At 70.4% G+C, this 26,428-nt stretch carries 22 protein-coding genes; 9 read left to right on the forward strand and 13 right to left on the reverse strand.

Going from position 1 to position 26,428, the window contains the following annotated elements; genetic code table 11:
- Positions 1-276 precede the first annotated feature (276 nt).
- The gene (locus MSPGM_RS23150; RefSeq protein WP_261926020.1) at positions 277-8,670 is read left to right on the forward strand and encodes a hypothetical protein; all 8,394 of its coding nucleotides are present in this window, start codon (positions 277-279) and stop codon (positions 8,668-8,670) included.
- A gap of 152 nt (positions 8,671-8,822) precedes the next feature.
- Here the strand turns inward: MSPGM_RS23150 and MSPGM_RS23155 are convergent, their stop codons facing one another.
- From MSPGM_RS23155 to thiE, 3 genes are all read right to left on the reverse strand, one after another.
- Positions 8,823-9,452 (reverse strand): helix-turn-helix domain-containing protein, encoded by a 630-nt coding sequence (locus tag MSPGM_RS23155; RefSeq protein ID WP_003601851.1) that lies wholly within the window; start codon positions 9,450-9,452, stop codon positions 8,823-8,825.
- A 176-nt stretch (positions 9,453-9,628) separates the two neighbouring features.
- A complete protein-coding gene (gene thiD / locus MSPGM_RS23160) occupies positions 9,629-10,435 on the reverse strand; it encodes a bifunctional hydroxymethylpyrimidine kinase/phosphomethylpyrimidine kinase (protein ID WP_003601849.1) in 807 nt (268 codons plus the stop codon).
- Positions 10,436-10,482: 47 nt separating this feature from the next.
- Positions 10,483-11,208, reverse strand: a complete 726-nt coding sequence (gene thiE / locus MSPGM_RS23165; protein ID WP_003601846.1) for a thiamine phosphate synthase — start codon at positions 11,206-11,208, stop codon at positions 10,483-10,485.
- Between the two features lie 125 nt (positions 11,209-11,333).
- On the opposite strand from thiE, the gene MSPGM_RS23170 reads away from it, so the two are divergent.
- Positions 11,334-12,440, forward strand: coding sequence for an NUDIX hydrolase (locus tag MSPGM_RS23170; RefSeq protein ID WP_003601845.1), 1,107 nt, complete (start codon positions 11,334-11,336; stop codon positions 12,438-12,440).
- Between the two features lie 63 nt (positions 12,441-12,503).
- Here MSPGM_RS23170 and MSPGM_RS23175 read toward each other — a convergent pair whose 3' ends face one another.
- The 3 genes from MSPGM_RS23175 to argC form a co-directional block, all read right to left on the reverse strand.
- Positions 12,504-12,779 carry a hypothetical protein gene (locus MSPGM_RS23175; RefSeq protein ID WP_003601842.1) on the reverse strand — a complete coding sequence of 92 codons (276 nt, stop codon included), beginning with the start codon at positions 12,777-12,779 and terminating at the stop codon, positions 12,504-12,506.
- Between the two features lie 320 nt (positions 12,780-13,099).
- On the reverse strand, positions 13,100-13,630 hold the full coding sequence (locus MSPGM_RS23180) for a MucR family transcriptional regulator (protein ID WP_003601840.1): 531 nt from the start codon (positions 13,628-13,630) through the stop codon (positions 13,100-13,102).
- 935 nt (positions 13,631-14,565) lie between these two features.
- On the reverse strand, positions 14,566-15,510 hold the full coding sequence (gene argC, locus MSPGM_RS23185; protein WP_003601837.1) for an N-acetyl-gamma-glutamyl-phosphate reductase: 945 nt from the start codon (positions 15,508-15,510) through the stop codon (positions 14,566-14,568).
- 254 nt (positions 15,511-15,764) lie between these two features.
- On the opposite strand from argC, the gene MSPGM_RS23190 reads away from it, so the two are divergent.
- Complete coding sequence (locus MSPGM_RS23190; RefSeq protein ID WP_003601835.1) at positions 15,765-16,304, forward strand: hypothetical protein; 540 nt, start codon at positions 15,765-15,767, stop codon at positions 16,302-16,304.
- Between the two features lie 52 nt (positions 16,305-16,356).
- Here the strand turns inward: MSPGM_RS23190 and modA are convergent, their stop codons facing one another.
- From modA to MSPGM_RS23205, 3 genes are all read right to left on the reverse strand, one after another.
- Positions 16,357-17,166, reverse strand: coding sequence for a molybdate ABC transporter substrate-binding protein (gene modA / locus MSPGM_RS23195; RefSeq protein WP_003601833.1), 810 nt, complete (start codon positions 17,164-17,166; stop codon positions 16,357-16,359).
- Between the two features lie 170 nt (positions 17,167-17,336).
- A complete protein-coding gene (locus tag MSPGM_RS23200; RefSeq protein WP_003601831.1) occupies positions 17,337-17,507 on the reverse strand; it encodes a hypothetical protein in 171 nt (56 codons plus the stop codon).
- Between the two features lie 92 nt (positions 17,508-17,599).
- On the reverse strand, positions 17,600-17,800 hold the full coding sequence (locus MSPGM_RS23205) for a hypothetical protein (protein WP_003601830.1): 201 nt from the start codon (positions 17,798-17,800) through the stop codon (positions 17,600-17,602).
- A 324-nt stretch (positions 17,801-18,124) separates the two neighbouring features.
- Between MSPGM_RS23205 and MSPGM_RS23210 the strand changes: the two genes are divergently transcribed.
- The 6 genes from MSPGM_RS23210 (at position 18,125) to MSPGM_RS23235 (ending at position 22,837) form a co-directional block, all read left to right on the forward strand.
- Complete coding sequence (locus MSPGM_RS23210; RefSeq protein WP_003601829.1) at positions 18,125-19,042, forward strand: 50S ribosomal protein L11 methyltransferase; 918 nt, start codon at positions 18,125-18,127, stop codon at positions 19,040-19,042.
- 199 nt (positions 19,043-19,241) lie between these two features.
- The gene (locus MSPGM_RS23215) at positions 19,242-21,074 is read left to right on the forward strand and encodes an aminopeptidase P family protein (RefSeq protein ID WP_003601828.1); all 1,833 of its coding nucleotides are present in this window, start codon (positions 19,242-19,244) and stop codon (positions 21,072-21,074) included.
- 24 nt (positions 21,075-21,098) lie between these two features.
- Entirely contained in the window at positions 21,099-21,350 is a 252-nt protein-coding gene (locus tag MSPGM_RS23220) for a DUF4258 domain-containing protein (RefSeq protein WP_003601827.1), read from the forward strand.
- Complete coding sequence (locus MSPGM_RS23225; RefSeq protein ID WP_003601826.1) at positions 21,347-21,544, forward strand: DUF2283 domain-containing protein; 198 nt, start codon at positions 21,347-21,349, stop codon at positions 21,542-21,544. The genes MSPGM_RS23220 and MSPGM_RS23225 overlap by 4 nt, the downstream gene beginning before the upstream one ends.
- A 16-nt stretch (positions 21,545-21,560) precedes the next feature.
- Entirely contained in the window at positions 21,561-22,034 is a 474-nt protein-coding gene (locus MSPGM_RS23230; RefSeq protein WP_003601825.1) for a low molecular weight protein-tyrosine-phosphatase, read from the forward strand.
- Entirely contained in the window at positions 22,031-22,837 is an 807-nt protein-coding gene (locus tag MSPGM_RS23235) for a fructosamine kinase family protein (protein ID WP_003601824.1), read from the forward strand. The genes MSPGM_RS23230 and MSPGM_RS23235 overlap by 4 nt, the downstream gene beginning before the upstream one ends.
- A gap of 70 nt (positions 22,838-22,907) precedes the next feature.
- Here the strand turns inward: MSPGM_RS23235 and MSPGM_RS23240 are convergent, their stop codons facing one another.
- The 4 genes from MSPGM_RS23240 to MSPGM_RS23255 all read right to left on the reverse strand — a co-directional run bounded on the left by MSPGM_RS23240 (position 22,908) and on the right by MSPGM_RS23255 (position 26,307).
- On the reverse strand, positions 22,908-23,258 hold the full coding sequence (locus MSPGM_RS23240) for a DUF6883 domain-containing protein (protein ID WP_003601823.1): 351 nt from the start codon (positions 23,256-23,258) through the stop codon (positions 22,908-22,910).
- A complete protein-coding gene (locus tag MSPGM_RS23245) occupies positions 23,255-23,506 on the reverse strand; it encodes a hypothetical protein (protein ID WP_003601822.1) in 252 nt (83 codons plus the stop codon). Before MSPGM_RS23245 ends, MSPGM_RS23240 begins: the two co-directional genes overlap by 4 nt.
- A gap of 83 nt (positions 23,507-23,589) precedes the next feature.
- Positions 23,590-25,704 carry an ABC transporter ATP-binding protein/permease gene (locus MSPGM_RS23250; protein WP_261926021.1) on the reverse strand — a complete coding sequence of 705 codons (2,115 nt, stop codon included), beginning with the start codon at positions 25,702-25,704 and terminating at the stop codon, positions 23,590-23,592.
- Between the two features lie 273 nt (positions 25,705-25,977).
- On the reverse strand, positions 25,978-26,307 hold the full coding sequence (locus MSPGM_RS23255) for a hypothetical protein (protein ID WP_003601819.1): 330 nt from the start codon (positions 26,305-26,307) through the stop codon (positions 25,978-25,980).
- Positions 26,308-26,428: the final 121 nt, after the last annotated feature.

Raw genomic sequence — 26,428 nt, forward strand, 5'->3', positions numbered from 1 at the left:
CGCGGCGACCTGCCTGTGGGTGGCGCCGGCTATCCACAGCGCAGGGCCGCCGGGGGCGTACCCGTTTAAGGCTGCAAGCGTCAGAACTTGGGGCGAATGCCGGATCACGGGACCCGGCTTGGTAACCATTCCGTTAAGGTTTCTTGGGTGCGCCGGGCCGATCGGGTATCGGGGGCATCATCCGAGGGACTAAGATCCCGTGAGACGTCGGGTAAATCCGTCTCCATTGCGGAGGGCGCGAGCTCTGCAATGGACGGCGATGCGTACGAGGGTTGCATGGCCACCGAGAAGAAGCTGAAGGATCCGGCAGAGGCGGCCCTCTCCGCGATCGAGCAGGCTTTGAATCTGGACATTCCGGCACCGGGCGACACCGCCCGCGTCGAGCCGCGGCTGCCCGATGTCGGCGACAGCGATCCGCTGGCCGATCCGTTCTCCGAGGCCGGGGGACGCCGCACCCCGACCCTCGACATCGATCCCGCCGCGTCCGATCTGCCGCTGCCCGAGCGGGGGCGCTCGCGCCGCGAGGGCGGGCTTCTGCCGCCCGACCGCTCGCTGGTCGCCAACGACGATCGCCAGAACATCGGCATCCTGCAGCAGACGCTCCGGGTGCGGCCCTCGCGCAAGCCCTACCTCGTCGCGGCCATCGCCTCGTTCCTGTGGCTCGACGGCCTCGTGGCGCTCGCCTGGAACCAGTCCGGCGGCGATCTGAAGACGTTCATCACCGGGCTCACCGCGCTTCAGGCGGCGGTGGTGGCCACCGCCATCGCCGGGCCGATCGTGCTGTTCCTGATCACGGCGATGCTGGCCGTGCGCGCCCACGAGATGCGCCTCGTCGCCCGCGCCGTCGGCGAGGTGGCAATCCGGCTGGCCGAGCCCGAGAGCTTCTCGACCGACGCGGTGCTGACCATGTCGCAGACCGTGCGCCGCGAGGTTGCTGCCGTCGGCGACGGCGTGGAGCGGGCGCTCGCCCGCGCCGGTGAACTCGAAACCCTGGTGCGCGGCGAGATCTCGACCCTGGAGCGCGCCTATTCCGACAACGAGATCCGCATCCGCAGCCTCGTCGATGAGCTGATTGCCCAGCGCGAGTCCATCGTCGGCAGCGCCGACCGGGTGCGCGGCGCGATCGCCGGCTCGCACGAGAACCTGTCGAGCGAGCTGGAGGGCGCGGCCGAGCGCATCGTGGCCGCCATCAACGGCGCGGGCGAACGCGTCACCGGGGCACTCGATGCCCGCGGCACCGCGATCACCGAGGCGCTCGGCGAGGTCGGCGAACGGGTGGTCGGCAACGTCTCGACCCGCGGCGACGACCTCGTGCGCCAGCTCACCGCCACCAGCGAAGGCGTGCGCGGCGGCCTGGAAGAGATCGGCACCACCCTTACCAGCGCGCTGCAGCAGCGCGCCGACGAGGTGACGCAGGCGTTCGAGCGCACCGGCGGGGCGCTCACCCGCACGCTGGCCGACAATGCGGGCGCCGTCGCCCAATCCCTGTCCGAGACCGGCACCGGCCTGATCGAGGCGCTCGACCGCCAGGGCGGCGCCGTGCGCGAGACCTTCGAGCGCTCGACGAGGGGCCTGGAAGAGGCCTTCCTGTCGCGCGGGACCGAGCTGACCGAGCGTTTCGCCCAGACCGGCGGCGCGATCACCGCCCGCTTCGCCGAGACCGGCGAGGGCTTGAGCCGCAACTTCGCCGCCACCGGCGCGGCGATCTCCGAGGACATCGCCGTTCGCGGCGCCTCGCTGCGCACCGAGATCGAGGCCGCCGGCACCGGCGTCTCCGAACTGATCGAGGGCCGTGGGCGTGACGCGCAGGCCGCCCTGGCGCTTGCCGCCGGCAGCGTCGCCGACGACTTCTCCACCCGCATCGACCGGGTCCGCGACGCGTTCCTGGCGTCCGCCACCCGCGCGGCCGAGACCATGGACGGTCGCGGTCTCGAACTCGCCGCCCGCATCGAGGCGGCGGCGTCCCGCGTCGATGATGTCATCGCCGTCCAGGGCGGGGCGCTCGCCTCGAACCTCGATACGGCGGGCGAACGGGTCGTCGGCCTGATGACCGAGCGGGCGGCGCAGGCCGCCGCCACCGTCGAGCAGGCTCTGGCCGGGCTCGGCGCCAGCTTCGCGGCGAACGCGAACGGCACCGCCGAGAGCCTGGGCGAGACCGTGGCCCGTCTGGGCCAGGATCTCGATGCCCGCACCGGCGCCGCCCAGGACGGCATCCGCCGCAACGCGGAGACTGCGACCGCATCCGTCGGCGCGAGCGTCGAAGCGCTGGAGCGCCGTCTGCGCGAGGCCGCCGAGGCCATGAGCGGCCTGCTCGCCGAGCGCGCCGTGGAATCGACCGCGCGGATGCTGCACGTCGCCGAGGAGACCTCGGGGGCCGCGCAGGCGCAGAGCGCCGCCGTCACCACCCGCTTCGCCGAAGCCGCCGAGGCGCTGCGCCGCGCGGCCGACGAGGCCGCCGCCGCCGTCGAGAGCCGTTCGGACGACGTGGTGGGCCGCTTCCAGGCCGCCGCCGACCGCGTCGGGGGCGAGCTGGGCAGCCGCAGCGAGAGCGCGTCGCAGGCCCTTCACGCCGCGATCCAGCGGATGGCCGACGAGCTGTCGGCCCGCAGCGCCGAGGCGACCGGCGCCCTGGCGCTCGCCGCCGCCCATGCCGGCGGCGAGATCGACAACCGCACCAACCAGTCGATGCACGCGCTTCAGGATCTCCTGCGGCAGGTGGCCGACGAGATCTCCGTGCGCGGCTCGGAGGCCAGCGTCGCCCTGTCGCTGGCGGCGGCTCAGGCCGGCGGCGAGATCGGCAGCCGTGCCGACCAGTCGGCGCAGGGCCTGCGCGACCTGCTGCGGCAGGTGCAGAACGAGATCGACGGCCGCAGCGCCGAGGTCACGGACGCGCTGGCGCGGACCGCCGAGCGGGTCGGCGGCGAAGTCGGTGCGCGCACCGAGGAATCGCTGCGGAGCCTGCGTGAGACGCTGGGCCGGATCGGCGAGGAGCTGTCCACCCGCGGCGCCGAGACCAGTGCGGCCCTGGCCCGCGCGGCCGAGCAGGCCGGCGGCGAGGTCAACAGCCGCACCGAGGCGTCGCTGCGCAGCCTGCGCGACGCCCTGGCCCAAATGGGCGACGAGCTGTCGGCCCGCAGCGCCGAGGCCACCGCTTCCCTCGCCCGTGCGGCCGAACAGGCCGGCGGCGAGGTCGGCGGCCGCACCGAGAGCGCCCTGGAGGCCCTGCGCGAGACGCTGCGCCGGCTCGGCGACGAGGTTGCCGCCCGCGGCGAGGCTACGACGCGCGCGCTGTCGCGCACCGCAGAGGACGTCGGCACCGAGCTGGAGACCCGTCTGGGAACCCTGGAGGACAGCTTCGGCCGCCACGGCCGCGGCGCCGCCGCGCTCATCGCCAGCCAGTCCGACGAGGCTCAGGCCCGCCTCGAAGGCGCCAGCCGCGAGGTCGTGCTCGCCATTGCCGGCCATGTGTCGCAGGTCGGCGACTCGCTGCACCGGAGCCACGCTGCCTTCGTCGAGACCGCCGACAGCCGCACCCGCGCGGTGGAGGAAGCCCTCGGCAACCGGCTCGCCGCCCTTCAGGAAACCATCGCCCGCGGCGACATCCTCGCCGACCGGATCGCCGGCAACGCGCAGACGCTCGGCGACACCCTGGATTCGCGCCTCACCGAGATCGACCGGATCATCGCCGTGCAGGGCAATGCGCTCGCCGACTCCCTGGCCGAGCGTGCGCGTCTTGCCAGCGAGACCGTCGAGACCCGCATCGGCGAGATGGAATCCCTCTCGGCCCGTCGCGCCGCCGAGATCGGCGAGAGCTTCGCGGCCCTCGTCGGCCATGTCGACACGCGGCTGGGTGCCCGCGCCAACGCCCTCAATGAGGCGCTGGTGCTGCGCAGCTCCGAGATCGCCCGCACGCTGGATGAGGGCAACCGCATCCTCACTGACGCCCTCGACCGGCGCATCGAAGGCTCCGCGCAGGACATCGCCGACCGCGGACGCTCCGTGGGCGACGTTCTCGCCGCCCGCGCGGCCGAGATCGCCGAGCGGCTCGAGCGCACGACCCAGGATCTCGCCCGCCGCCTCGACGAGGGCGCCGAGCGTCTCGATACCGGCGTGGTCGCGCGTCTCGATGCCCTCAGCGGCACGCTGGAGGAGCGCACCCGCCACCTCGACGAATCCTTCGGCATCCAGGCGCTCGAAGCGGTGCGCCTGATCGAGAGCCGCACCCGCACCATCGACGGCGAGCTGACCGGCCGCATCCGCGACCTCGTCGCCCTGCTGGAGCGCCGTAGCGGTCTCGCCGTCGAGGCGCTGGGCGGCCATGTCGAGGCCATCGCCCGCCTGTTCGACGAGCGGGCCGAGAGCCTCAACCACCTGTTCGATGAGCGCGGCGGCGCGCTCGCCGCCGACCTCGACCAGCGCGGCCGCGTGGCCGTCGAGGGGCTTGAGGGACGTCTCTCCGACATCACCCAGGCCCTGGAACAGGGCGGCGCTTCGCTCGGCGCCCTGCTCGACCGCCGCGGCACTGCCTTGCTCGCGACCCTGCGCGACCTCATGGGACAGGTCGACGGCCTGCTCGGCGAGGGCACCGGCCGCCTCGGCCACGCCTTCGAGACCCAGGCGAGCGAGATTCGCACCCTGCTCGACAGCCGCGCGGACGATCTGCGCGGCCTGATGGAAGGCAGTGCCGGCCGCGTGCGCGGCGAACTCGAAGCCGGCCTCGGCAGCTTCGAGACGGTGCTGGACGAGCGCCTGCGCACGGTGCGCGACCTGCTCGACGCCCGCAGCGCCGAGATCCGCGACACCTTCGATCACCGCACCGACGACCTGCGCGGCCTGATGGAGGGCGGTGCCGGACGGGTGCGCAACGAGTTCGAGGCGAGCCTCGGCGCCCTCGACACGACGCTGGCGGAGCGCGTCCGCACGGTGCGTGACCTGCTCGATGCCCGCAGCGCCGAGATCCGCGACACCTTGGATCACCGCACCGACGATCTGCGCGGCCTGATGGAAGACGTCTCCGGCCGGGTGGGCGGCGCGTTCGAGGCGAGCCTCGGCAGCCTCGATACGACGCTGGAAGAGCGCATCCGCATGGTGCGCGAGTTGCTCGATGCCCGCAGCGCCGAGATCCGCAACACCCTCGACAGCCGTACCGGCGAGCTGCGCGGCCTCGTGGATGGCAGTGCCGGCCATGTCCGCGGCGAGTTCGAGACCGGGCTCGGCACCCTGCGCGCCGCCCTGGAGGAGCCGGCCCGCACGGTGCAGGACCTGCTCGACAGCCGCGCGGGCGAGATCCGCACCATGCTCGATGCCCGCAGCGATGATCTGCGCACGACCCTGGAGGAGCGGGCCCGCACGGTTCAGGACATCCTCGACCACCGCACGGCCGAGATCCGCGGGCTGCTCGACGGCCATGCCGGCCGCCTCGACGAGGGCTTCCAGGGCCGCATCCTGCCGCTCCAGGCGGCGCTGACCGAGGGCGCGCGCCTGTTCGTCGAGACGCTGGAAGCCGGCATCGGCCGCGCGGCCGGCGAGGTCGATGCCCGCACGCGGGGTCTCGCCTACCTGTTCGACGAGCGCCTCGGCGTTCTCGGCGACATCGTCGACGGGCGCGGCCAGCAGGTCGCGCAGACCGTCGAGAGGCGGTCGCAGGAGCTGCGCGCCCTGTTCGACGAGATCCACGCCACCCTCGGTGCCCTGGTCGATGAGCGCTCGACGGCGCTGACCGGACGTCTCGAGGCCCAGACCCAGGCGCTGGCGACGGTGTTCGACGAGCGGATGCGGAGTCTCGACGGGCTCGTCGAGAGCCGCGGCGGTGAGTTCGCCCGGCTCGTGGAGAACCAGGCGGCGAGCCTGTCGCAGACTGTCGAGGCCCGCAGCGAGGACTTCACCGCCCGCATCGACGCCCGCCTGCGCGCCTTCGCCACCGTGGTGGCGAACCGCGCCAACGCCCTGGCCGACGCCTTCGACGAGCGCCAGGACGCCTACACGGCGCAGATCGACGGGGGCACGGCTCGCATGGTCGCGACGCTCGATGAGCGCGCACGCCAGCACGCGGCCCAGTTCGAGACAGTCGAGGAGCGCCAGAAGGCCGTCGCCGCCTTGATCGAAGAGGGGACGGCCCGGATCGCGGCGACGCTGGACGAGCGCGCCCGGCAACAGGCCGCCTTTGCCGAGGCCTTCGACGGCCAGCGGGAATCCTATGCGAGCGTGATCGAGCAGGGCACCGTCCGCATGGTCGCCGCGCTCGAGGAGCGGGCGCGCCGCCACGCCGCGCAGGCGGAGACGGTGGAGGAGCGTCAGCGGGCCGTCGCGGCGCTGATCGAGGAGGGCACAAGCCGAATGGTCGCGGCTCTCGACGAGCGGGCCCAGCGGCAGGCCGCCCTCACCGAGACCCTCGACGGGCAGCGGGATGCCTATGCGAGCGTGATCGAGGAGGGCACCGCCCGGATGGTCGCAGCTCTCGATGAGCGGGCCCAGCGGCAGGCCGCGCTCACCGAGGCGTTCGACGGGCAGCGGGACGCCTATGCCTCCCTGATCGAGCAGGGCACCGCCCGCATGGTCGCCGCACTGGAAGAGCGGGCCCGCCGCCACGCGGTGCTGGCCGAGGCGTTCGACCGCCAGAAGGAGGCCTACGCGGCGCTCATCGACGGCGGCACCGCCCGGATGGTCGCGGCCCTGGACGAGCGTGCCGAGCGGCAGGCCGCCCTGGCTGAGACCTTCGACGAGCGCCAGAACGCCTACGCGGCGCTCGTGGACGACGGCATCGCCCAGATGGGCCGGATGCTGGAGGAGCGCGCCCGCCGTCACGCGGCCGAGGTCCAGGCCCGCGCCGACGCGCTGGCCGAGACGATGGATCAGCGCAACGGCGCGCTGGCCCGCATGATCGACGGACCGGCCGCGGCCCTGGCCGACGCCCTGGCCGAGCGGGAGCAGGCCCTCGACCGGCTCATCGCCGACAAGGGTGCACCGCTGGTCGAGGCTCTGCGCGAGCGCACCGACGCCATCGTCGTCCGCACCGTCGAGTCGGCCAAGGCCCTCCGCGTCGCGCTGGACGAAGGCGCGGCGGCCTCCGCCGACACCGTCGCCCAGGCGCATGAGCGGGTCCGCCGCGACGTCGCCGGCTTCCTCACCCGGATCGAGAACGCCAATGACGGGTTGAAGGATCTCGTCGGCGGCGCCTCGGAGAACCTCGGTGCCATCGAGCAAGGGCTCGCGGCCCGCGTCGAGCAGATCCAGTCGGCCCTCGACCGGGTCGCCGCCGACACGGCACAGGCCTCCGACCGGGTCTCGACCCAGGTCGTGGCGCTCCGCGAAGCCTCGCAGGGAGCACTCGCCCAGGCGTCGAGCCTGGCCGAGACCCTGGATGCCCGTGGCAAGGCGCTGGTGGAGCGCACCGGCACCCATGTCGGCGCGCTCGAAGCGGCCGCCGGCAATCTGGAAGCGGTGGAAGGTCGTCTCGCCGAGAGCCTGTCGAGCCGGCAGGCCGTGGTCGAGGCGGTGCTGTCCCGCCTCGAGGAGCGCAGCCAGGCCATCGAGGCCCAGACCGGCCGCTTCGGCAGCGTGATCGAGGAGACGCTGCGTGCGGCCGAGGCCCGCGCCCGCGAACTCAGCGAGAGCGTCGCCCGCGTGGCCCGCGAGGCTGGGACCGCCGTGGCGGGCGACTTCGAGCGCCTGCGCAGCGGCGCGGATGCCGAGAGCGCCCGCACGGCGGAAGCGGTGCGCAGCGCCATCGAGGAGGCCTCCGCCAAGATGATGCAGAGCTTCGCCGCCGCCTCCGGCCAGTTCGGCGACTCGGTCACGCGGATGAATGCGATGGCCGCCGAGATCCGCCGCGAACTCGACGCCACCCGCGCCGACCTGCAGCGTGGCGTTCTCGACCTGCCCCGCGAGACGCAGGATGCCACGAGCGAGATGCGTCGCGTCGTGGCCGAACAGATCGACGCACTGAACGAACTCTCCGCCCTGGTGGCCCGCTCGAACCGCTCGGTCGATGTCGCCCAGCCGGCGGCGCAGGCCCGCGGGGCCGAGCAGCGCCGCACGGCCGAGGCCGGCCGCGCCGTGTCAGCGGCCGCGCCCGCACCGGTCTCCGCGCCGGCGCCGGTCCGCAATGCGGCCCCGGCGGCGGGCCGGTCTCAGCCGGCATCGGCCCCCGTGCGTCCGGCGAACCCGGCCGCTGTCCCCGGCCAGGTCCAGGGGCGGCCCGGCACCCGCGACAACCGCGGCTGGCTGTCCGATCTCCTGACCCGTGCGTCGCTCGACGATGACGGCGCCGAGGCGGTCCCCGCCCCGGCTCCGGCCGCCGCGCCCGAGGCGAAGGGGCCGGTGGAGCGGATCTCGCTCGACGCGATCTCGACCGACATCGCCCGGATGGTGGATCATCAGGCCTCGGTCGAGTTCTGGCAGCGCTACCGCCAGGGCGACACCAACCTGTTCGACGGCCGCCTCTACACGGTCCAGGGGCGCCAGACCTTCGAGCAGATCCAGCGCCGCTACCGGGCGGATGCCGAGTTCCGCCGCACGGTCGATCGCTATGTCGGCGAGTTCGAGCGGCTGCTCGGCGAGGTGACGAAGAACGACCGCGACACCAAGCGCGCGGACGCCTACCTCACCTCGGAGACGGGCAAGGTCTACACCATGCTCGCCCATGCCAGCGGCCGGTTCGACGAAGCCTGAGACCGACGATCGGAGGAGGCGGGTTCGGTGTCACCGAACCCACCTCACGATCCGATCGAGTAGGCTGCCCCATGAAAAAGGCCCCGTCGCTGGCGAGCGACGGGGCCTTTTTCGTACGATGTCGCTCCCCCGAGGGAACGGCGGGCGCCGGATTACTCCATCACGGCGGCCTTCATGATCACGACCATGGTCGCGCGGCCGGGCGCGTCGCCGAGGCAGCGGATGCTGTGGGGGCGGTCGCAGCGGTAGCGTAGCGTCTCGCCGGCATTGGCCCGCTGCACCTCGCCGGCCACATCCACCTCGAAGCTGCCCTCCAGCACCGACAGCGACTCGACCGAGCCGCGCTGGTGCGCGTCGGATTCGAGCACCCCGCCGGCATCGGCGGTCACATCGTACCATTGCAGCCACTCGACGGTCTTGATCCAGCCGATGATGGCCAGCCGCACCTTGCCGTCGTCGGAGACGAGCCGCGGGGTGTCGGCGCGCGAGAAGCGCTCGATGAAGGGTTCTTCGTCGGAGGTGGCGAGAACCCGCTCGATCGACACGTCGAGCGCCTGGCTCAACCGCCAGATCGTCGCCAGCGTCGGATTGGTCTCGTTGCGCTCGATCTGGCTGATGATCGACTTCGCCACGCCCGATTGCTCAGCGAGTTCGGAAAGGGAGAGGTTGTAGGCCTTGCGCAGACGCTGGATCGTCTTGCCGAGCTGGCCCGAAAGCACCTGGGCGCCGCTGACGAGATCCTTCGGCCGTCCACGTTCGAGGCTTGCCGCTATGTCCTGCATCACGTCGGTCCGCTGAAAGTGCCCGACAAAATCTTCGCGCGCCGGAAACACCCTCGCGGGCGGATCGGATCACGAAATCGTGTGCGGGACACCGAAAGGCGTTCCGTTATCCGAACGAGCGTTTGATCTGTCAAACGCAAAAGGCGGAAAGGGGCTGATTTCGCCTAGGCGAGCGCCTATCGCCAGAGCGCGAAAAAGTGGTGGAGCGGGCCGTGGCCATGGCCGACCGGCACCGTGTCCGCCGCGCGGATCGCCCCCGTGACGTAGGTCTTGGCGCCCCCCACCGCCTCGGCGAGGCCCTGGCCGCGGGCGAGCCCCGCCGCCACCGCTGCCGAGAGGGTGCAGCCGGTGCCGTGGCTGTTGCGGGTCTCGATGCGCGGCGCCGCGAACCGGCGCAGGGTTCCGTCTGCGGCGATCAGGTGATCGGCGCTCTCGCTGCCCTCGCCGTGGCCACCCTTGATCAGCACCGCCCGCGCGCCCCGCGCCAGCAGCCGCCGCCCCTGCGCCACCGCCTCGTTCTCGTGTCCCGCTTCCCCCTCGTCGAGCAGGGTCGCGGCTTCGGGCAGGTTGGGGGTGATGATGGTGGCGAGCGGCATCAACTCGGTGCGCAGGATCTCGACGGCTTCCTGCGAGATCAGCCGGTCGCCGCTGGTGGCCACCATCACCGGGTCGAGCACCACCGGTATACCGGGCGCGTGCCGCCGCAGACCTTCGGCCACCGCCCGGATGGTCTCGGGCCGCGAGAGCATGCCGATCTTCACCGCCCCGACCGCGAGGTCGGAGAACACCGAGTCGATCTGCGCGGCCACGAAATCGGCGGGCACATCGTGGATCGCCTGCACCCCGCGGGTGTTCTGGGCCGTAAGCGCCGTGATGACGCTGGCGCCGTAGACGCGCAGGGCGGCGAAGGTCTTGAGGTCGGCCTGGATGCCGGCGCCCCCGCTCGAATCCGAGCCGGCGATGGTCAGGGCGATGGCGGTCATGGGCGTCTTCCCTCGTCTATTTTTTTGATGGTCCGCTTCTTCCGGCCTTAACGCGTGCCCGTGCTCCCGCGCTGGCCCAGCGCCTCATCGACCCGTGCAAGCAGATCCCGCGCCTTGGCCTCGGTCGCACCGCCCTTGAACAGAGCGCCGATCAGAGCCACCCCGTCGGCACCGGCCCGGATGACGGAGGCGGTGTTGCTGGCGTCGATCCCGGCGATCGCGCCGAGCGGCAGGCTCTGGCCGCGGGCGAGCCGGGCGCGGAACACGATCCGCTGCAACCCGTCGAGCCCGACCGGCGGGTCGGGGTTGTCCTTGCTGGTGGTGGCGAACACGCCGCCGATGCAGGCGTAGTCGATGGGAAGCCGGTAGAGTTCGTCGGCCTGGGCCCCGGTCTTCACCGTGAGCCCGATGATGGCGCGCGGGCCGAGCAGGCGGCGCGCGTCTTCGGGGTGCAGATCCGACTGGCCGAGATGCACGCCCTCGACGCCGGCGGCCAGCGCGAGATCGACCCGGTCGTTGACGAGGAGCGGCGCGCGGCCGGCGAGGGCCGCATGGATCGCCCGGATCCGTGCGAGGGCCGCGCGGGCGTCGGTCAGATCCTTGTCGCGGTACTGGAGCAGGGTGGCGCCACCGGCCACCGCCTCCGCCGCCAGGGTGGCAAGCGCGGTGGCATCGCCCCCCAGCACGCCGACATCGAGGATGCCGTAGAGGCGCAGGTCCAAGGCGACGCCCGCCGACGGCCGGGACAAACCGAGCCCTGTTCCGCTGCCCATACCCGCTCCCTTCGATGAATTCGCCTTTCGATCTAGCAGGATCGGCCTGCCGCGGCGACTGAGGCCAGCAAAGAACAAGGGCAATCGCGTTCGGGCGATTGCCCTGGATGAGGCCGGGGGCTCCGTTGACGGTGCCGGGGCCAATCCGGCAAGACCGGAATGCGGGCCGGAACCGCTTCCACCGCCGCGGGGATGCCCACGAAGAGGGGCTGAAGGCCGACGAACGCATGAGCACGGCCGAACTGGGTGTGACCGCCGCCGCGGCGGATAAGGGGACGCGCGCCGCCAGCGCTTCGTCGGTGGGGCTCGTGGCCGTCATCGTCGCGGCGACGGACGGCGAGCCGCGCGCGCTTACCGTGCAGGTCGAGGGACAAGCCGAGGGTCGCGAGAGTGCCCTGCCCGCCGGGCCGTTGGTGCCGGAGCACGCCACCCTGGAGCGGGGCCTTCGCGCCTGGGTCGAGCAGCAGACGCATCAGCGCCTCGGCTATGTCGAGCAGCTCTACACCTTCGGCGACCGTGACCGGGAGGGCGGCCAGCACGACGTGCACCTGCTCTCGGTGGCCTATCTCGCCCTGGTGCGCGAGCTGCGCCCGGCGGGCCTTGCGGAAGCCGCATGGCGCAACTGGTACCGCTACCTGCCGTGGGAGGATTTCCGCGAGGGACGACCCCCGGCGCTCGCCGAGATCGAGCCGCGCCTGATGGCCTGGGTCGCCGCTGCCTCCGACCCGAAGCTCCGGCGCATGCGCGAGGACCGGGTCGGGCTGAGTTTCGGGATCGGCGGCGCCTGGAACGAGGAGCGGGTTCTGGAGCGCTACGAATTGCTGTTTGAGGCCGGGTTGATCCCGGAGGCCAATGGCCAGAACGGCGCCGCCGTGCCCGACGACCTCGCGATCACCGGCCAGCCGATGGCCCATGACCATCGACGGGTGCTCGCCACGGCGATTGGCCGCCTGCGCGGCAAGATCAAGTATCGCCCGGTGGTGTTCGAGTTGATGCCGCCGGCCTTCACCCTGCTTCAGCTTCAACGCACGGTCGAGGCGCTCTCGGGCATCCGGCTGCACAAGCAGAACTTCCGCCGCCTCGTGGCGCAACAGGGCCTCGTCGAGGAGACCGAGACGCTCACCAGCGGCAATGCCGGGCGCCCGGCCCGGCTGGTGCGCTTCCGCCGGGAAGTTCTCCTGGAGCGCCCCGCCCCCGGCGTTCGGCTCACCCCGACGCGGCGAACGGTGTGACGCTCACGACAGCGGACTCCCTCCTCCCGGAATGAAGGCCGGAATTCATCGGGGGCGGATGCGCTATCCCTGGAAGATGCGACCGAACTGTTCGGGGCAGCCGGCAACGAGGGTCGGTGCCAGGGGCAGGTCGGCCCGGGTGCACAGGCTGAATCCGTAATAGGACGTCAGCATCTCGATCTCCGGAACGCAGACCCAGAGACGAACAATCGACCCGTCCTCGACCACGCTGATGAGAAGCATCTGCCGCGTATGGTCGAAGGAGACGGCCTGTTCGCGAAACAGGAGTTCGACCGAACGGATCTTATCAGTCGTGATCCGTGTATGTGCCCAAATCATCGGCAAATGCCCTCCAGTGGAGCGTTTGCCGGCTCGGCAGCGGTCGATCAATCGATATGGATGCAGGGCAGTCGCCAGTGCTGCCTGCGGATTAAGCGCTTAGCGAGATCGTTCGACGGCCCTGAGGTCTCTTCAGGCCAGTTCAAGGCCGGCTCTGGACGTGCAGGCGCGGCGCTGACGGAGCCGAACGCCAACGCGCGTCCCCTCTGAGATCGGCAAGCCGTCGAAGCGCTGGGCGCAATCGGACGGCACGCGGGCCCGGCACCGCCGAGCCCGCGTTGACCAAGTGGATCTGCGCTCAAGCGAAGCTGCGCTTGGGCTCAAGCGTCCTTCTTGCGGCGCGGAGCGCGGCGCTTCTTCTCCGCAGCGGGTTCCGGCTCGGCGGCCGCCGGCTCGGGCGCCGCCTCGACTTCCGCTTCCGGCTCGGCGATCCGGCGGCGCTGCTGACCCAGGCCCAGCGCACGCGCCAGTTCGGAGCGCTGCTCCGAGTAGCTCGCCGAGGTCATGGGGTAATCGTTGGGGAGGCCCCATTTCGCCCGATACTGTTCCGGCGAGAGGCCGCGCAGGGTGAGATGGCGGCGCAGCGTCTTGTAGGGCTTGCCGTCCTCGAAGCTGACCAGAAAGTCGTGGCTGATCGACTTGCGGATTTCCTGCGGCGTCGCCTTGGGCGGCCCGGTTTCGGCGGTGGGACGGCCGCTCAAGCTGACCGAGCGAATCGCCTCATGCACTTCCCCGAGAAGCTTCGGCAACTCGGCGCTCTGTACGTGATTGTTGCTGACATAAGCAGACACGACATCGGCCGTGAGGGTAACGAGGCGGGCTGTCTCCGCGTCCTGTTCACTGGTGTCCATGGCGCAATCTTCTATGAGGGGGCTTTAGCTGGAATACGGTAAGCTCAGGACCGTGCTAGAGCAAGACATCGCGTATAAATTCGAGCGCAGTCAGGTCGAAGAGAACTGAGCGTAGCGTGTGTTTCTATCCAAATCGAATGGAAAAAACGCCGATCGCGGCCTTCGGAAAAAAAGGATTAGGCCCACCTTAAGGGTGACGCTGACGATCTCAAAGAAATATTTCAAATGATAGAAAGCTCTTGAACACACGTCGGAAAATGTCGACGTTTCAAAGAGTTGAGATCCCAGATGGTTGCCGGATTTCCCCGTCGGCATGCCAGAGTTGCCGGCCTGATGTCATCGCGCCGGTCGTGGAGCGGAAGACACGCCTTGGTTGCGACGTCCTGCCGCAGAATTACGTATTTTCTGTGGATTGCCGGGTGTTGGATCGGTCCGCCCCGAAATATCCGGCGCGCGAGAGCGTCTTGCGCCAGTTCTCGACCGACGCAGCACTGCCTTCACTGTCCAGTCCCGGAGAGCCGATTGTCAAAAGACGGATGACAGCCGAAGGCCCGCCATGTCGATTGGCGGATGATGTGCGCTCGATTCGGCGGGCGCGTGGCTCTACGTCCACCGGACAATATTTGCGAGGTGAAGCGTCTGGCTCATCGCGGATGACGGGCGCGAGACCCTGCCGATCCATTTGGAGAACGGCTGTCTCCTCATGTGCGGCACGGACGCGTTGCTCGTTCCGGCCAAGCTCTTACGCGATGAACCACGCGGGTGATGGATGTCGTCCCGGCTCCGAGGGGCGGCAGCCGGCTTTCGCGGGGCGTTCGTCGGCCATTCGGTCGGGGATCGCTTCGCAGGCACCGTCCCGGCACGCGCGGACCGCGCGTGCCGGGTTTTCATTGAGCAAATGTCGAGAGCGTATCCGGGCCGAAGCGGCTCTGTAATCAGTCGAGCCCGAGCATGAGCCCGAGATTCTGCGCCGCCGCGCCCGATGCGCCCTTGCCGAGATTATCGAGACGACCGACCAGTACGGCTTGGCCGTGGCTGTCGGAGCCGAACACCCGCAATTCGAGCCGGTCGGTGTCGTTGAGAGCCTCCGGTTCGAGGCGTTCGCGGTGGGCGCCCTCCTCCGCGCCGCGCACGACGGTCACCAGCGGGGTGCCCGCGTACCAATCGGCCAGCGCATCCTCCAGGTCGCCCGGCTTCGGGCTGCCGGGCAGGGCGCCGAGATGCAGCGGGATACTGACCAGCATGCCTTGCCGGAAGTTGCCAACGGAGGGGATGAAGATCGGCCGCCGGGTGAGCCGGCTATAGGCTTCGATTTCCGGCAAGTGCTTGTGTCCGAAGCCGAGCCCGTAGAGCTGGAACGGGGCGCCCTCCCCGCGCTCGTAGCTCTCGATCATGCTGCGGCCGCCGCCGCTATAGCCGCTCACCGCATTGATGCTGACGGGATGATCCGACGGGATCAGGCCGCGTTCCACCAGCGGGCGCAGCAGCGCGATCGCCCCGGTCGGGTAGCAGCCGGGATTGGCGACCCGGCGCGCGGCGCGGATCACCTCGGCCTGATCCGGCGTCATCTCGGCAAATCCGTATGCCCAGCCCGGCGCGATACGGTGGGCGGTGCTGGCATCGAGCAGCTTCGGGCCGCCTCCGGGCAAGCTGTCGGCGAGCGCCGCGGTCTCGCGGGAGGCGTCGTCGGGCAGGCACAGCACGGCGAGGTCGACCTCTTCGAGGATCGCCCGCTTCACCGCCGCATCCTTGCGGCTCTCCAGCGGAATACTGACGAGGCGCACCCGGCCCTCGCGCTCCAGGCGCTCGCGGATGCCGAGGCCGGTGGTGCCGACTTCTCCGTCGATGAACACCTTCGGGGCGCTGAGGCCGTCGGACATCGCAGATTCCTTAAGCTCGGCCCCGATCCGGGCCGGTCTGACACAGGGTGTACCGAGCCGTCCCGGTCGCGTCGGGCACGCTCGATAAGATGCGTCTTCGGTGGCGCGGAGGTGGAAGCTTCGTCTTCCCCTGTCAACGCCCCTCGGTCGCCGCGCGCGGCCGCGCCCATCCTCCCGTGGATGGGAACGGTGCGGCCGGAACTCACGATGACGCCTCCTGTTGACAGCCGAATGTCGCTCAGGAGGCGAAACCGATGTCAGGCACGGCGAAGAAGACCGATCCGAAGCTTTGGGAGAAGGTGAAAGAGGAGATCACCGAATCCTCCAAGGGCGGCAAGCCCGGCCAGTGGTCCGCCCGCAAGGCGCAGATGGCCACCAGCGAATACAAGAAGGAGGGCGGTGGCTACGCCGGCAAGAAGTCCGACGACAACCACCTGAAGCAATGGACCGACGAGGAGTGGGACACCAAGTCGGGCAAGGAAAGCGGCAAGACCGGCGAGCGCTACCTGCCCAAGAAGGCGCGGGAAAAACTGTCCGATAAGGAATACAGCCGCTCGACCGCGAAGAAGCGGGCCGATTCCGCCAAGGGCAAGCAGCACTCGAAGCAGCCCACGGACGTGGCTGAGAAGGCGGCCACCGCCCGCAAGACCGGCGGCAAGGCCGGCAAGACCTCGGACAAGGGCGGCACCGCCGGCGCGACGAAGTCCGAACTGATGCAGCGGGCGCGCAAGCAGGACATTCCCGGCCGCTCGAAGATGACCAAGGGCGAACTGGAGCGCGCCCTGACCCCTTGATCGTCTTCGAACGGTGATGGGCGCGGGAGGGGCGTGATCCTCCCCGCCCTGTTCAGGAGCGCTTCTCGGCGCCGACCACGACGAAGCCCTGGCGCTCGAAGTGCGGGCGGGCCGCGGGGCTTCGCAGAAAGCTGAGCAAAGAAGCGGTGCGATCCGCGCGGACCGAATCCTTGGTCAGTGCGGCCGGGTAGACGATCGGCGGGTGGCTGTCGGCGGGGAAGGTTGCCACGACCTCGACGCCCGGATCGCTCGCCGCATCCGTCGCGTAGACGATGCCGAGGGGAGCCTCGCCGCGGGAGACGAGCAGCAAGGCCGCGCGCACGTTCTCGGTCTGCGCGAGCTGGCCCTTCACCCGGTCCCAGGCGCCGAGCTTTTCGAGGGCGGCCCTGCCGTACTTGCCCGCGGGCACCGCCTCGACATTGCCTAGGGCGAGCCGTCCACCGGCCAGCGGGGCGGAGAGATCGGTGCCGGGCTCGAGCGTGACCCGCAGGCCCGACCCCTTGGCCGCCACGAGGACGATGGCGTTGCGCAGGAGGTTGACGCGGCTGTCCGCGCGGATCGTGCCGTTCGTCTCGGCATAGTCCATCCAGGCGAGGTCGGCGGAGATGAAGAGGTCGGCCGGCGCGCCCGCCTCGATCTGCTTGGCCAGCGCGTTGGAGCCGGCATAGGAGATCCGCGTCGTGCCGCCGGTCTCCTTCGTCCAGGCTGCGGCGGCTTCGTCCAGCGCGTTCTTGAGGCTGGCGGCGGCAAACACCACGACAGGTTCGTCCGCAGCGCGTGCGGCGAGGGGTGCGGCGGTGAATGCGAGCAGCAGGCCGGCCATCACGGCGCGGCGGGTCCGGACGAGACGGGACGATATCATGACGGCTCCAAAGGTCGTGCCGGGCCGCCATCGATGCGGCGGGCCCGGCGCCGGCTCGGTCGAGCCGTCACGGTGCCGGACGAGCGCCCGGCACACACACCATCCGCGTTTAGCGCGTCGGGAATACCCCTGTCATTGGCCGGGGATCGCGGAGGTCCCCCTCTCCGGATTCAGTCGTCGGACGGGCCGGCCGCCGAGGATTCGGGCTCGTCGGCGGTGAAGCCTTCGAGCCAATCCAGGCTCTCCTGCGAGCCCGCCTCGTAGGGGTTGGCCGAATCGGGCCTGCCCATCGCCTTGGCGGCTTTGCCCTCTTCGAAGATCTTGCTCGATACCACGGCCATCGACCGATCCTTTCTCGATGTGGGCCCGGACGGGTCCGAGCCGGGAGATGCGGGACAGGAAATGGTCGGGCCCGGCCGGAGTTCCCCTCGCCTCACGCGGTGGGCTCGGTCCCCTGCGCCGGCTTGGTCTCGGCGCGATGGAGCCGGCTCAGCAGCACGAGCAGCGAGCCCGGCAGCGGGGAGTCGAGCGTGTCCGATGCGAGGATGTCGGCGTTCGTGGCGCGGCGGCGGTCGGGGCGCGGCTCGCGCCTGACGACGACGGGGGAGCGAAAGCGGACGGATCTAGGTGTCATGACGCGATGAGAACTCGACAAGCGCCTGATGAACGAGACGGAAAGACGCCTCGCGCAACGCCCGGCCACCGGGCATGGCCCCGCCGGCCATCGGGGCCGACAAGGCGCATGCGCGAGACGCTTCGGACGGTGAGAACGCCGCCTCGCCGATCCGGTTCCGGCGCTTTCGGCTAAGAATTAAACATCATGCCTGTGGATTAAGCATCTTTTGTCTTGCTTGTGCTGTTGTGGGTACGTGCTCCCGCTCGATTGCTCATGAACAGCGCGTCGAAGGGGTCGTGAAGCCCGTGGCCCTTGGCGCGCGCGGATGGTAGAGGGCGCCCCATGCTCGAAGGTCTGCCGCCGCACCGACCCACGCACGTCCTGCGCCTGATCACGGACGAGCCCTCCGCTCGCGCCATGACCGAACTGCTGGGCGAGATGTTCGACCCCATGGAGACGGCGGTGGCCGCCTTCGAGGTCGAAGAGACCGGCGCGTGGCGGTTGGAAGCCTATTTCTCCGAGGAGCCCGACGCGGAGATGATCCGCGACCTGATCCGCCCGATGGTCGGCGAGCAGGCCGACGCGGCGGTTTTCGAGACCATCGACCAGCAGGATTGGGTGCGCGCCTCGCTCGAGGGGCTGAAGCCGGTGCGGGCGGGCCGCTTCCTCGTCCATGGCGGTCATGACCGTCATCAGGTGCGGGGGAACGACCTCGCCATCGAGATCGAGGCGGCGCTTGCCTTCGGCACCGGCCATCACGGCACCACGCTCGGTTGCCTGCGGGCGCTGGTGGACGAACTGAAGCGGCGGCGCCCGGCCCATGTCCTCGATGTCGGCACCGGCACCGGCATCCTGGGGTTTGCCGCCGCCAAGGTGCTGCGCACGCCCGTCGTGGCCGGCGACCTCGACCCGGAGGCGGTGTCGACCGCTCGCGGGAATGCCCGCCTCAACGGCCTCGGGCCATTCATGCGCTTCTACCATGCGCCGGGCGTGCGCCACGCCCTGGCGAACCGTCCGCGCGGCTTCGACGTGGTGTTCGCCAACATCCTCGCCCGCCCGCTCAAGCGGCTCGCGCCCTCGCTCACCGCCGTGGTGGCCGATGACGGCGTGCTGATCCTCTCCGGCCTGATCGAGCGCGACGTGCCGGGCGTGCTCTCGACCTACCGCCACCGCGGCTTCCATCTCGCCCGCTCCGGCGTGATCGAGGGCTGGGCGACCCTGGTGCTGCGCCGCGGCGGGGCGGCGGCGCGTCCGCGCTGAGGAGGTGCGGCGATTGCTCGAAGCCGCGTGAGCGGCTTGCCGGCGCGAAGAGCGCCGCGCTGAGCGAGAGCCCAAGGAACCGAGACTGCCCGCGGAGGCGGGCGTCGGCGACTGAGGCCGGCAAAGAACCAGGGCGATCGCTTTCGAGCGATGGCCCTGGAGGGTGTCGCGCGGGCATCCGACGCGGTAGGTTTCCGCCATGACGACGCCCCTGCCCCGCTTCCAGACCTTCGACGATCCCAGCCACGCCAAGGGGCCTGAACGGATCGAAGCCCTGCGCGCGGCGCTCCGCGAGATCCGCGCCGACGGCTTCGTCGTGCCACGGGCCGACGAGCATCAGTCGGAATACGTGCCGGCCAACGCCGAGCGGCTCGCTTGGCTCACCGGCTTCACCGGGTCGGCCGGCCTCGCGGTGGTCCTGGCCGACGAGGCGGCCCTGTTCGTCGATGGCCGCTACACCCTCCAGGCCCCGGAACAGGTCGATACCGGGATCATCACCGTCGTGCCCCTTGTCGAGACGACGCCGGAGGCTTGGCTCGGCGCCCACCTGAAGCCCGGCCAAACCCTCGCCTACGATCCCTGGCTTCATACGCCTGACGGCGTGGCCCGCCTGGAGCGTGCCGCCATCAAGGCCGGGGCATCCCTGCGCGCCGTGCCGGACAATCTCGTGGACGCGGTCTGGGCCGGGCGGCCCCGGCCGCCGGCGGGCCGTGTCGCCGCCCATCCCGATGATCTTGCGGGCGAGACCCGTAGCGACAAGCTCGACCGCATCCGCGCCGCGCTGGCGGAAGGCGGGATCGACACCCTGGTGATCTCCGATCCCCACAACCTCGCCTGGACCTTCAACCTGCGTGGGTCCGACATCGCGCACACGCCCCTGGCGCTCGGCTACGCGCTGGTGCCCCGCGAGGGGCGGGCCGCGCTCTACCTCACCTCGCCGCAGATCGACGCCGATCTACGCGCCGCCCTCGAACCGCTGGCCGACCTTCGCCCGCGCAGCGCCTTCGACGCGGATCTCGCCGGCCTGTGCACCGGCGCCGCCCGCGTCCGGATCGATGCGGCGACGGCGGCGGCGGCCCTCAAGGATCGCATCGAGGCCGCCGACGGCGTCGCCGATGTCGGCGCCGATCCCGTCACCGCGATGAAGGCGGTCAAGAACCCGGCCGAGATCGCCGGCACCCGCGCCGCCCACCACCGCGACGGCCTTGCCGTGACGCGCTTCCTCGCCTGGCTCGACCGGGCCGCGCCCGAGGGGGTGAGCGAGATCGCCGCCGTCGAGGCACTGGAGGATTTCCGGAAGGAGGGCGGCCTGCTGCGCGATGTCTCCTTCCCGACCATTTCCGGCTCGGGCCCGAACGGTGCCATCGTCCATTACCGCGTCACCCGCGCCACCGACCGCACGGCGCAGCCCGGCGAACTCTTCCTGATCGATTCCGGCGCGCAATACGCCGACGGCACCACCGACATCACCCGCACCGTCGCCATCGGTACGCCGACGGACGCGATGCGCGACCGCTTCACCCGCGTGCTGAAGGGCCACATCGCCATCGCCCGCGCCGTTTTTCCCGAGGGGACGACGGGCGCGCAGATCGATGCCTTCGCCCGGATGAGCCTGTGGGAGGCCGGGCTCGATTACGACCACGGCACTGGCCACGGCGTCGGTGCCTTCCTCTCGGTCCACGAGGGTCCGCAGCGCATCGCCAAGACCGGTACGGTGGCGTTGAAGCCCGGCATGATCCTCTCGAACGAGCCGGGCTATTACCGGAGCCATGCCTACGGCATCCGCATCGAGAACCTGATCCTCGTCGAGGCGCGGACGATCCCCGGCGGCGACCGGACGATGCTCGGCTTCGAGACTCTGACGCTGGCCCCGATCGACCGGCGGCTGATCGATCCGGCCGTGCTCGGTGCGCGCGACGCGGCCTGGCTCGACGCCTACCACGCGCGGGTGCGTGAGGCTCTGTCGCCGGATCTCGACGGGCCGACGCGGGACTGGCTGGAGGCGGCGACGCGGCCCCTCGGGGCCGTTTAGCCCGGCGTTTTCCGGGTTCGATCGATGAAGGTCGTCTACGGTGCGCACGCCCTCGACACGCTCGCGGAGCGTGCGATCGAACGGGCATGGGTGGAGCGCACCCTGTTGTCGCCGGAGAGCGTCGAGCCTGATCCCATCCATCCGGACCGGATGCGGGCCTTTCGGGCGTTGCCCGAACGCGACGGGCGCGTGCTGCGTGTGGTATACGTCCCGATCCCCGGTGGCGCACGCGTCGTGACGATGTTCCTCGATCGCGGCAGGAGGAGGAAAGCGTGAAGAGCCGCTACGATGCCGAGACCGATGCGCTCTACGTCCGCTTCACCGAGACCCCCATCGTCGAGAGCGAGGAGGTGCGGCCTGGTATCGTCCTCGACTTCGATGCCGAGGGCCGGATCGTCGCGCTCGAAATCCTGGATGCCACCGCCCATCTGGCGCGCGGTGCCGACCTCGCAGCCCTGACGGCCGCTTAAGAGACAACTCCCGACGATGGCCCGGCATCCCGCAATTCTGTTCGTGTGCCTGGGCAACATCTGCCGTTCGCCGCTGGCCGAGGCCGCCTTCCGGCAGGAGGCCGAGCGGATCGGGCTCGACGTCACGGTCGATTCCGCCGGCACCGGCGACTGGCACGTCGGCGAACCGCCGGACCCGCGCGCGATCGCGGTGGCGCGGGCGAACGGCGTCGATATCGCGGGCTATCGCGGACGTCAGGTCGCGCCGGCCGATTTCGAGCGCTTCGATCACGTCGTTGCCCTGGATCTCGCCAACCTCGCGCGGCTGCGGGCCCTGCGGCCGGAGGGGTCGCGGGCCGCGCTGAGCCTGCTCCTCGATCACGTGCCGGGCCGGGCGGGCGAGCCCGTGGCCGACCCCTATTACGGCGCGCAGGAGGGCTTCGACACGACCTGGGCCGATGTGACCGCAGGCGCCCGAGCCCTCGCCCGCCGGGTCGCGGAAGCCGAATGAGAGACCTCGCCCGGCACGCGGCGGACCTGCTCGGCGTCCCCCTTGCCGAAGCCCGGCCGATGGCGGGCGGCGACCTGTCCCAATGCGTTCGCCTGAGGCTGGGGGATGGGCGCGAAGCCGTGGCGAAGACCGGGCCGGCGCCGCAGGAAGAGGCCCGGATGCTCGCGGCCATCGCCGCGACCGGCGCCCCGGCCCCCGCCGTGCTGGCCGTGGACGAGATGGTGCTCGTCCTCGAATGCCTACCCGATACCGGTTCGGGGCCGGGCACCGACGCCGATCTCGGCCGGGTCGTCGCCCGCCTGCACGCCGCCGAGGGCGAGCGCTACGGCTGGCATGCCGATTACGCGTTCGGCCCCGTCGCCATCGAGAATGCCTGGGGCGACGATTGGCCGGCCTTCTGGGGCAGTCGGCGCCTGCTCTGCCATGCCGGGCACCTTCCTATCCCGCTCGTCCGGCGGATCGAGCGGCTGGCGGACGACCTTGGCAATCGCCTTCCGAAGCGGCCCCGCCCGGCCCTGCTCCACGGCGACCTTTGGAGCGGCAACGTGCTCTATGGAGGCGACCGGGTGTCGGGGCTGATCGATCCGGCCTGCTATCACGGCCATGCTGAGGTCGATCTGGCGATGCTGAGCCTGTTCGGCCGCCCCGGTCCCGGCTTCCGTGCGGCCTACGGAGCCCCCGAGCCCGGCGCGGCGGAGCGCGCGCCGATCTACAAGCTCTGGCCGGCCCTGGTGCATTGGCGCCTGTTCGGCGACGGCTACCGGGGCATGGTCGAGGGTTTTTTGGAGACGGCCGGGGTCTGACGCATCTTTCGCCCGGCGGCTGCTGACGGCGCATGGCCAAGCCTCCGCTGTCGGAAGATCGCTCCTGCCCTCAACGCATCATCGCGCGCGGCACGGCCGTAATCAGGCGCCATGCCGTTCCGTCGTCCTCTCGCTGCCAGACGCTGCGGACCTGCGGGTTGCGGTCATCAGGCGACATCAGCGGCCCCTCGATCACCATGCGCTCAAGGGCGCCCTGTGTCGCCGGCACCAGGGTTCCCGGATTCAGGATGAAGTGGCCGAGCAGCGCATCGGCCATGATGCCGGGGCGATCGGGATCGAACCCGAAACTGAGGAAGAAGCGTGCCTTGGGGCCGCCTTTCGGGTGATCCACGTTCAGAAGGTATTTGACGATCTTGTCGCTCGGCACCCGCAGCGGGCCGTACCCGCCGAAGGCGCTCAAGGAACGGGTCGTCCAGCAAAGGCCACGTTGCTCGCCCCGACCGTCGCGAGGGCCCCCATGGGCTCGGGAAACTCGACCTCGTAGGCCTCGCCGCCGCGCCAGACCGCGACCACGGTGCCTTCGGTCCCGGTCGGGATGGTATCTCCGTCCATCGTCACCACGTCGGTCAAGACGCGGACATCATCGAGCTCCCGGAGCGCAGCCCCGGGGCAATCTTCAGACCACTGATAAACAACCTCGACGGACATGAGCGGAAGATTGGGACGCCTGCGAGCATCCGTCAACGGAGACGGGTCGTATGCGTCCCGGTCGAGCCCGACGAAGCCCGCCCCTACTCCGCCGGAGCCGGCATCGCCGATAGACGCGGCTCGAAGCGGCCGCCCTCCGTCGGCTTCATCTCGACGCGGCGGTCGTGGTGCTTGTGCAGGGTCGAACGGTGGCCGATCGAGACGATGGTCGTGCCGGGCATCGTCGCGCGCAGCGTCCGGTAGATCTCGGCCTCGGTTTCCTCGTCGAGGGCGGCGGTCGATTCGTCGAGGAACAGCCAGTCGGGCTTGGCCAGGATCGCCCGCGCGATGGCGAGGCGCTGCTGCTCGCCGCCCGACAGGCGCCGGTCCCAGGTATCGACCTCGTCGAGCTTGTCCGCGAGTTGGGGAAGCTGAGCGGCCTTGAGCGCGTCGCGCATCTCTTCGTCGGAGAACCGGTCGATCGGGTTCGGATAGGCCACCGCGCCGCGTAAGGAGCCGAGCGGGAGATAGGGCCGCTGCGGCAGAACCAGCGCCGACTGTCCGGCCGGCACGTCGACCCGGCCCTTGCCGAACGGCCAGATCCCGGCGATCGCCCGGAACAGGGTCGACTTGCCCGAGCCCGAGGGGCCGGTGACTAGGGTCGCTCCGCCCTTCGGCAATTCGAGCGCGCCCGCATGCACGATCTCGCGGCCATCGGGCAGCGCCAGCGTCAGGTCGCGGGCAGTCACGCCGCCGGCGGTCTCGTTGCCGTTGGCGAGGCCGTAGCCGGCGCCGGCCAGAGCCTCGGCCTGGGTCATCGCCCGCTTGAACGAGCCGAGACGGATGGTGTTCGCCTTGTAGGCAGCGAGGATGGTGTAGGAATTGATGAAGAAGTTCAGCGAGTTCTGGACGTTGCTGAACGCGTTCGAGGTCTGCTGCAGGGCGCCGAGGGTGATCTTCTTGGCAAAGAAGGACGGCGCGGCGATGACGAGCGGGAAGATTGCGCTCATCTGGCGGTAGCTGAAGGTGAAGGCGATCAGCTTGATGCGCCGGAAGATGATGCCGACGTAGTTGTCGACGATAGCGTGGAACAGGGTGGCGAGGCGGGACGCCTCGGCCCGCTCGCCGCGCAGCAGGGCGATCTGCTCGGAATAGATCCGATTGCGCGCCAGGGCGAAGCGGAAATCCGCCTCGACCTGTTCCTGCCGGTAGTCGAGGCCGATGAGCGGCTTACCGATGAGGTGCGTGAGCCAGGTGCCGACCACGGCGTAGGCGATCACCAGCCACACGAGGAAGCCCGGGATCACGGCGTCGGTGAACGGCAGCACGAAGTCGCGCGAGAGCGTCCACAGGATGACGATGAAGGAGACGAGCTGCGCCGCCTGCGAGAGCAGCCGGGTCGAGAGCGTCGTGGTCTGGGCGATGAAGTTGTTGACGTCCGACTGGATGCGCTGGTCCGGGTTATCGGCGTGCTCGTCCACGAAGGGGATGCGGTAATGCGTGCCCTCCCTGAGCCAGCGCTCGTAGAGATTGTGGGTGAGCCAGGTGCGCCAGCGGAGCTGCAATCCGGCATCGACGTAGATGTCGAACATGCCGATCACGACGTTGAGGATCGCCAGCGGCACGAAGATCCAGCCGAGCTGATACCAGAAGCTCGGTGCGTCGAACTCCTGCAGCGCGTTGTACATGTCGCGGTAGAAGAAGTTGAACCGCAGCGTCAGCGCCACGTCGGCGAAGCTGACGAAGATCGACAGCGCCACGAGGTTGCGGCCGATCTGGCCCTCGGTGCGGCCGAACCGGCGGAACATGCCGATCTCCCGGCTCGGGGCGTCGTGGCTGGCGAAATAGGGGTCGGCGATCAGGGTGATGTCGCGGATCGGCTTCCAGTGCGAGACGGCGAGCACGATGGCGGCGAACACCACGGAGCCGGTCGCGGCGAAATCCGGCGGCAGCAGCGCCGCGACGACGCCCGGCAGGGCGCCCATCGCCGCCAGGGTCTTGGCGCCCGCCAGCAGCAGGTAGCCGACGCCGTAGACCGAGATGAAAATCTTCAGGTAGGCCGAGAGGCTGTTCGAGGCGATGAGGATGCCCGCCATCGCGAAGCCCGCGAGCGAGACGTAGAGCGGTGGGCTCGGAATCCCCGGCATGGCCAGCAGCAGGAGGGCGGCGAGCGCCGTCAGCACGGCCTGGATGCCGAGCCTGCTCTTCAATGCGGCCACGCGGGTCGTTCCTTCTCGCTGCACCGGCCCTGTCCATCCTTGGATCGGATGGCGCGCCGACGGACGGGTTCAATCGCCGAATGCGGCGGCCCTGGCTATCCGTCGTGGCGAGAACGTGGCGCGCAGCCGCGCCTGTCACGTGAAATTTCGGTCATGTCGCGGGATGGGGCTGCCGCCCGCCAGCGCCGAACGCCGCCGGGTGCGACACCGTAGACAAGTTTTCCGACGACTTTTGAGATGCTTGCCGGGACTGCGCCCTGCACCTCTCGGCCCTCAGTTCGCGTCCCAGTTCCAATCACCGTAATCCGGCTCGCGGCACCGGTAGCCGATCGGGCATTGCGGGTTGTCGCGGGTCGGGACGAAACGCAGCTCGGCAATTTCCGTGAGTTCGCAGAAGCTGCGGTCGCGCACGAAGCGCTCGGGCGGGCGCCCGCCGAAGCTGAGCGTCGCCGCGCCTTCCGCCTTCACCAGGGCCATCGCTTCCACGCAGGTCGGGCGCGCCGTCTGCGTGCGCGGCTGGGCCATGGCGGGAGCGAGGGCAAAGGGCGACGTGAGCAGAGGCGCCAGTGCCGAGCCGAGAACGGCGAGGGTGACAGGTTTCATTACACGGGTACGGTCGACGGCCGTCGCGGCCGCCAAGCTTGACCATGGCAGGTTCCGCTTGCTGCGGGAAGGGGTTGCCGTGCCTCTGCCGCATTCCCGGCGTCTATCGCGGAATGTGGGC

The sequence above is a fragment of the Methylorubrum sp. GM97 genome (assembly GCF_024347855.1).
GTDB lineage: Bacteria > Pseudomonadota > Alphaproteobacteria > Rhizobiales > Beijerinckiaceae > Methylobacterium > Methylobacterium extorquens.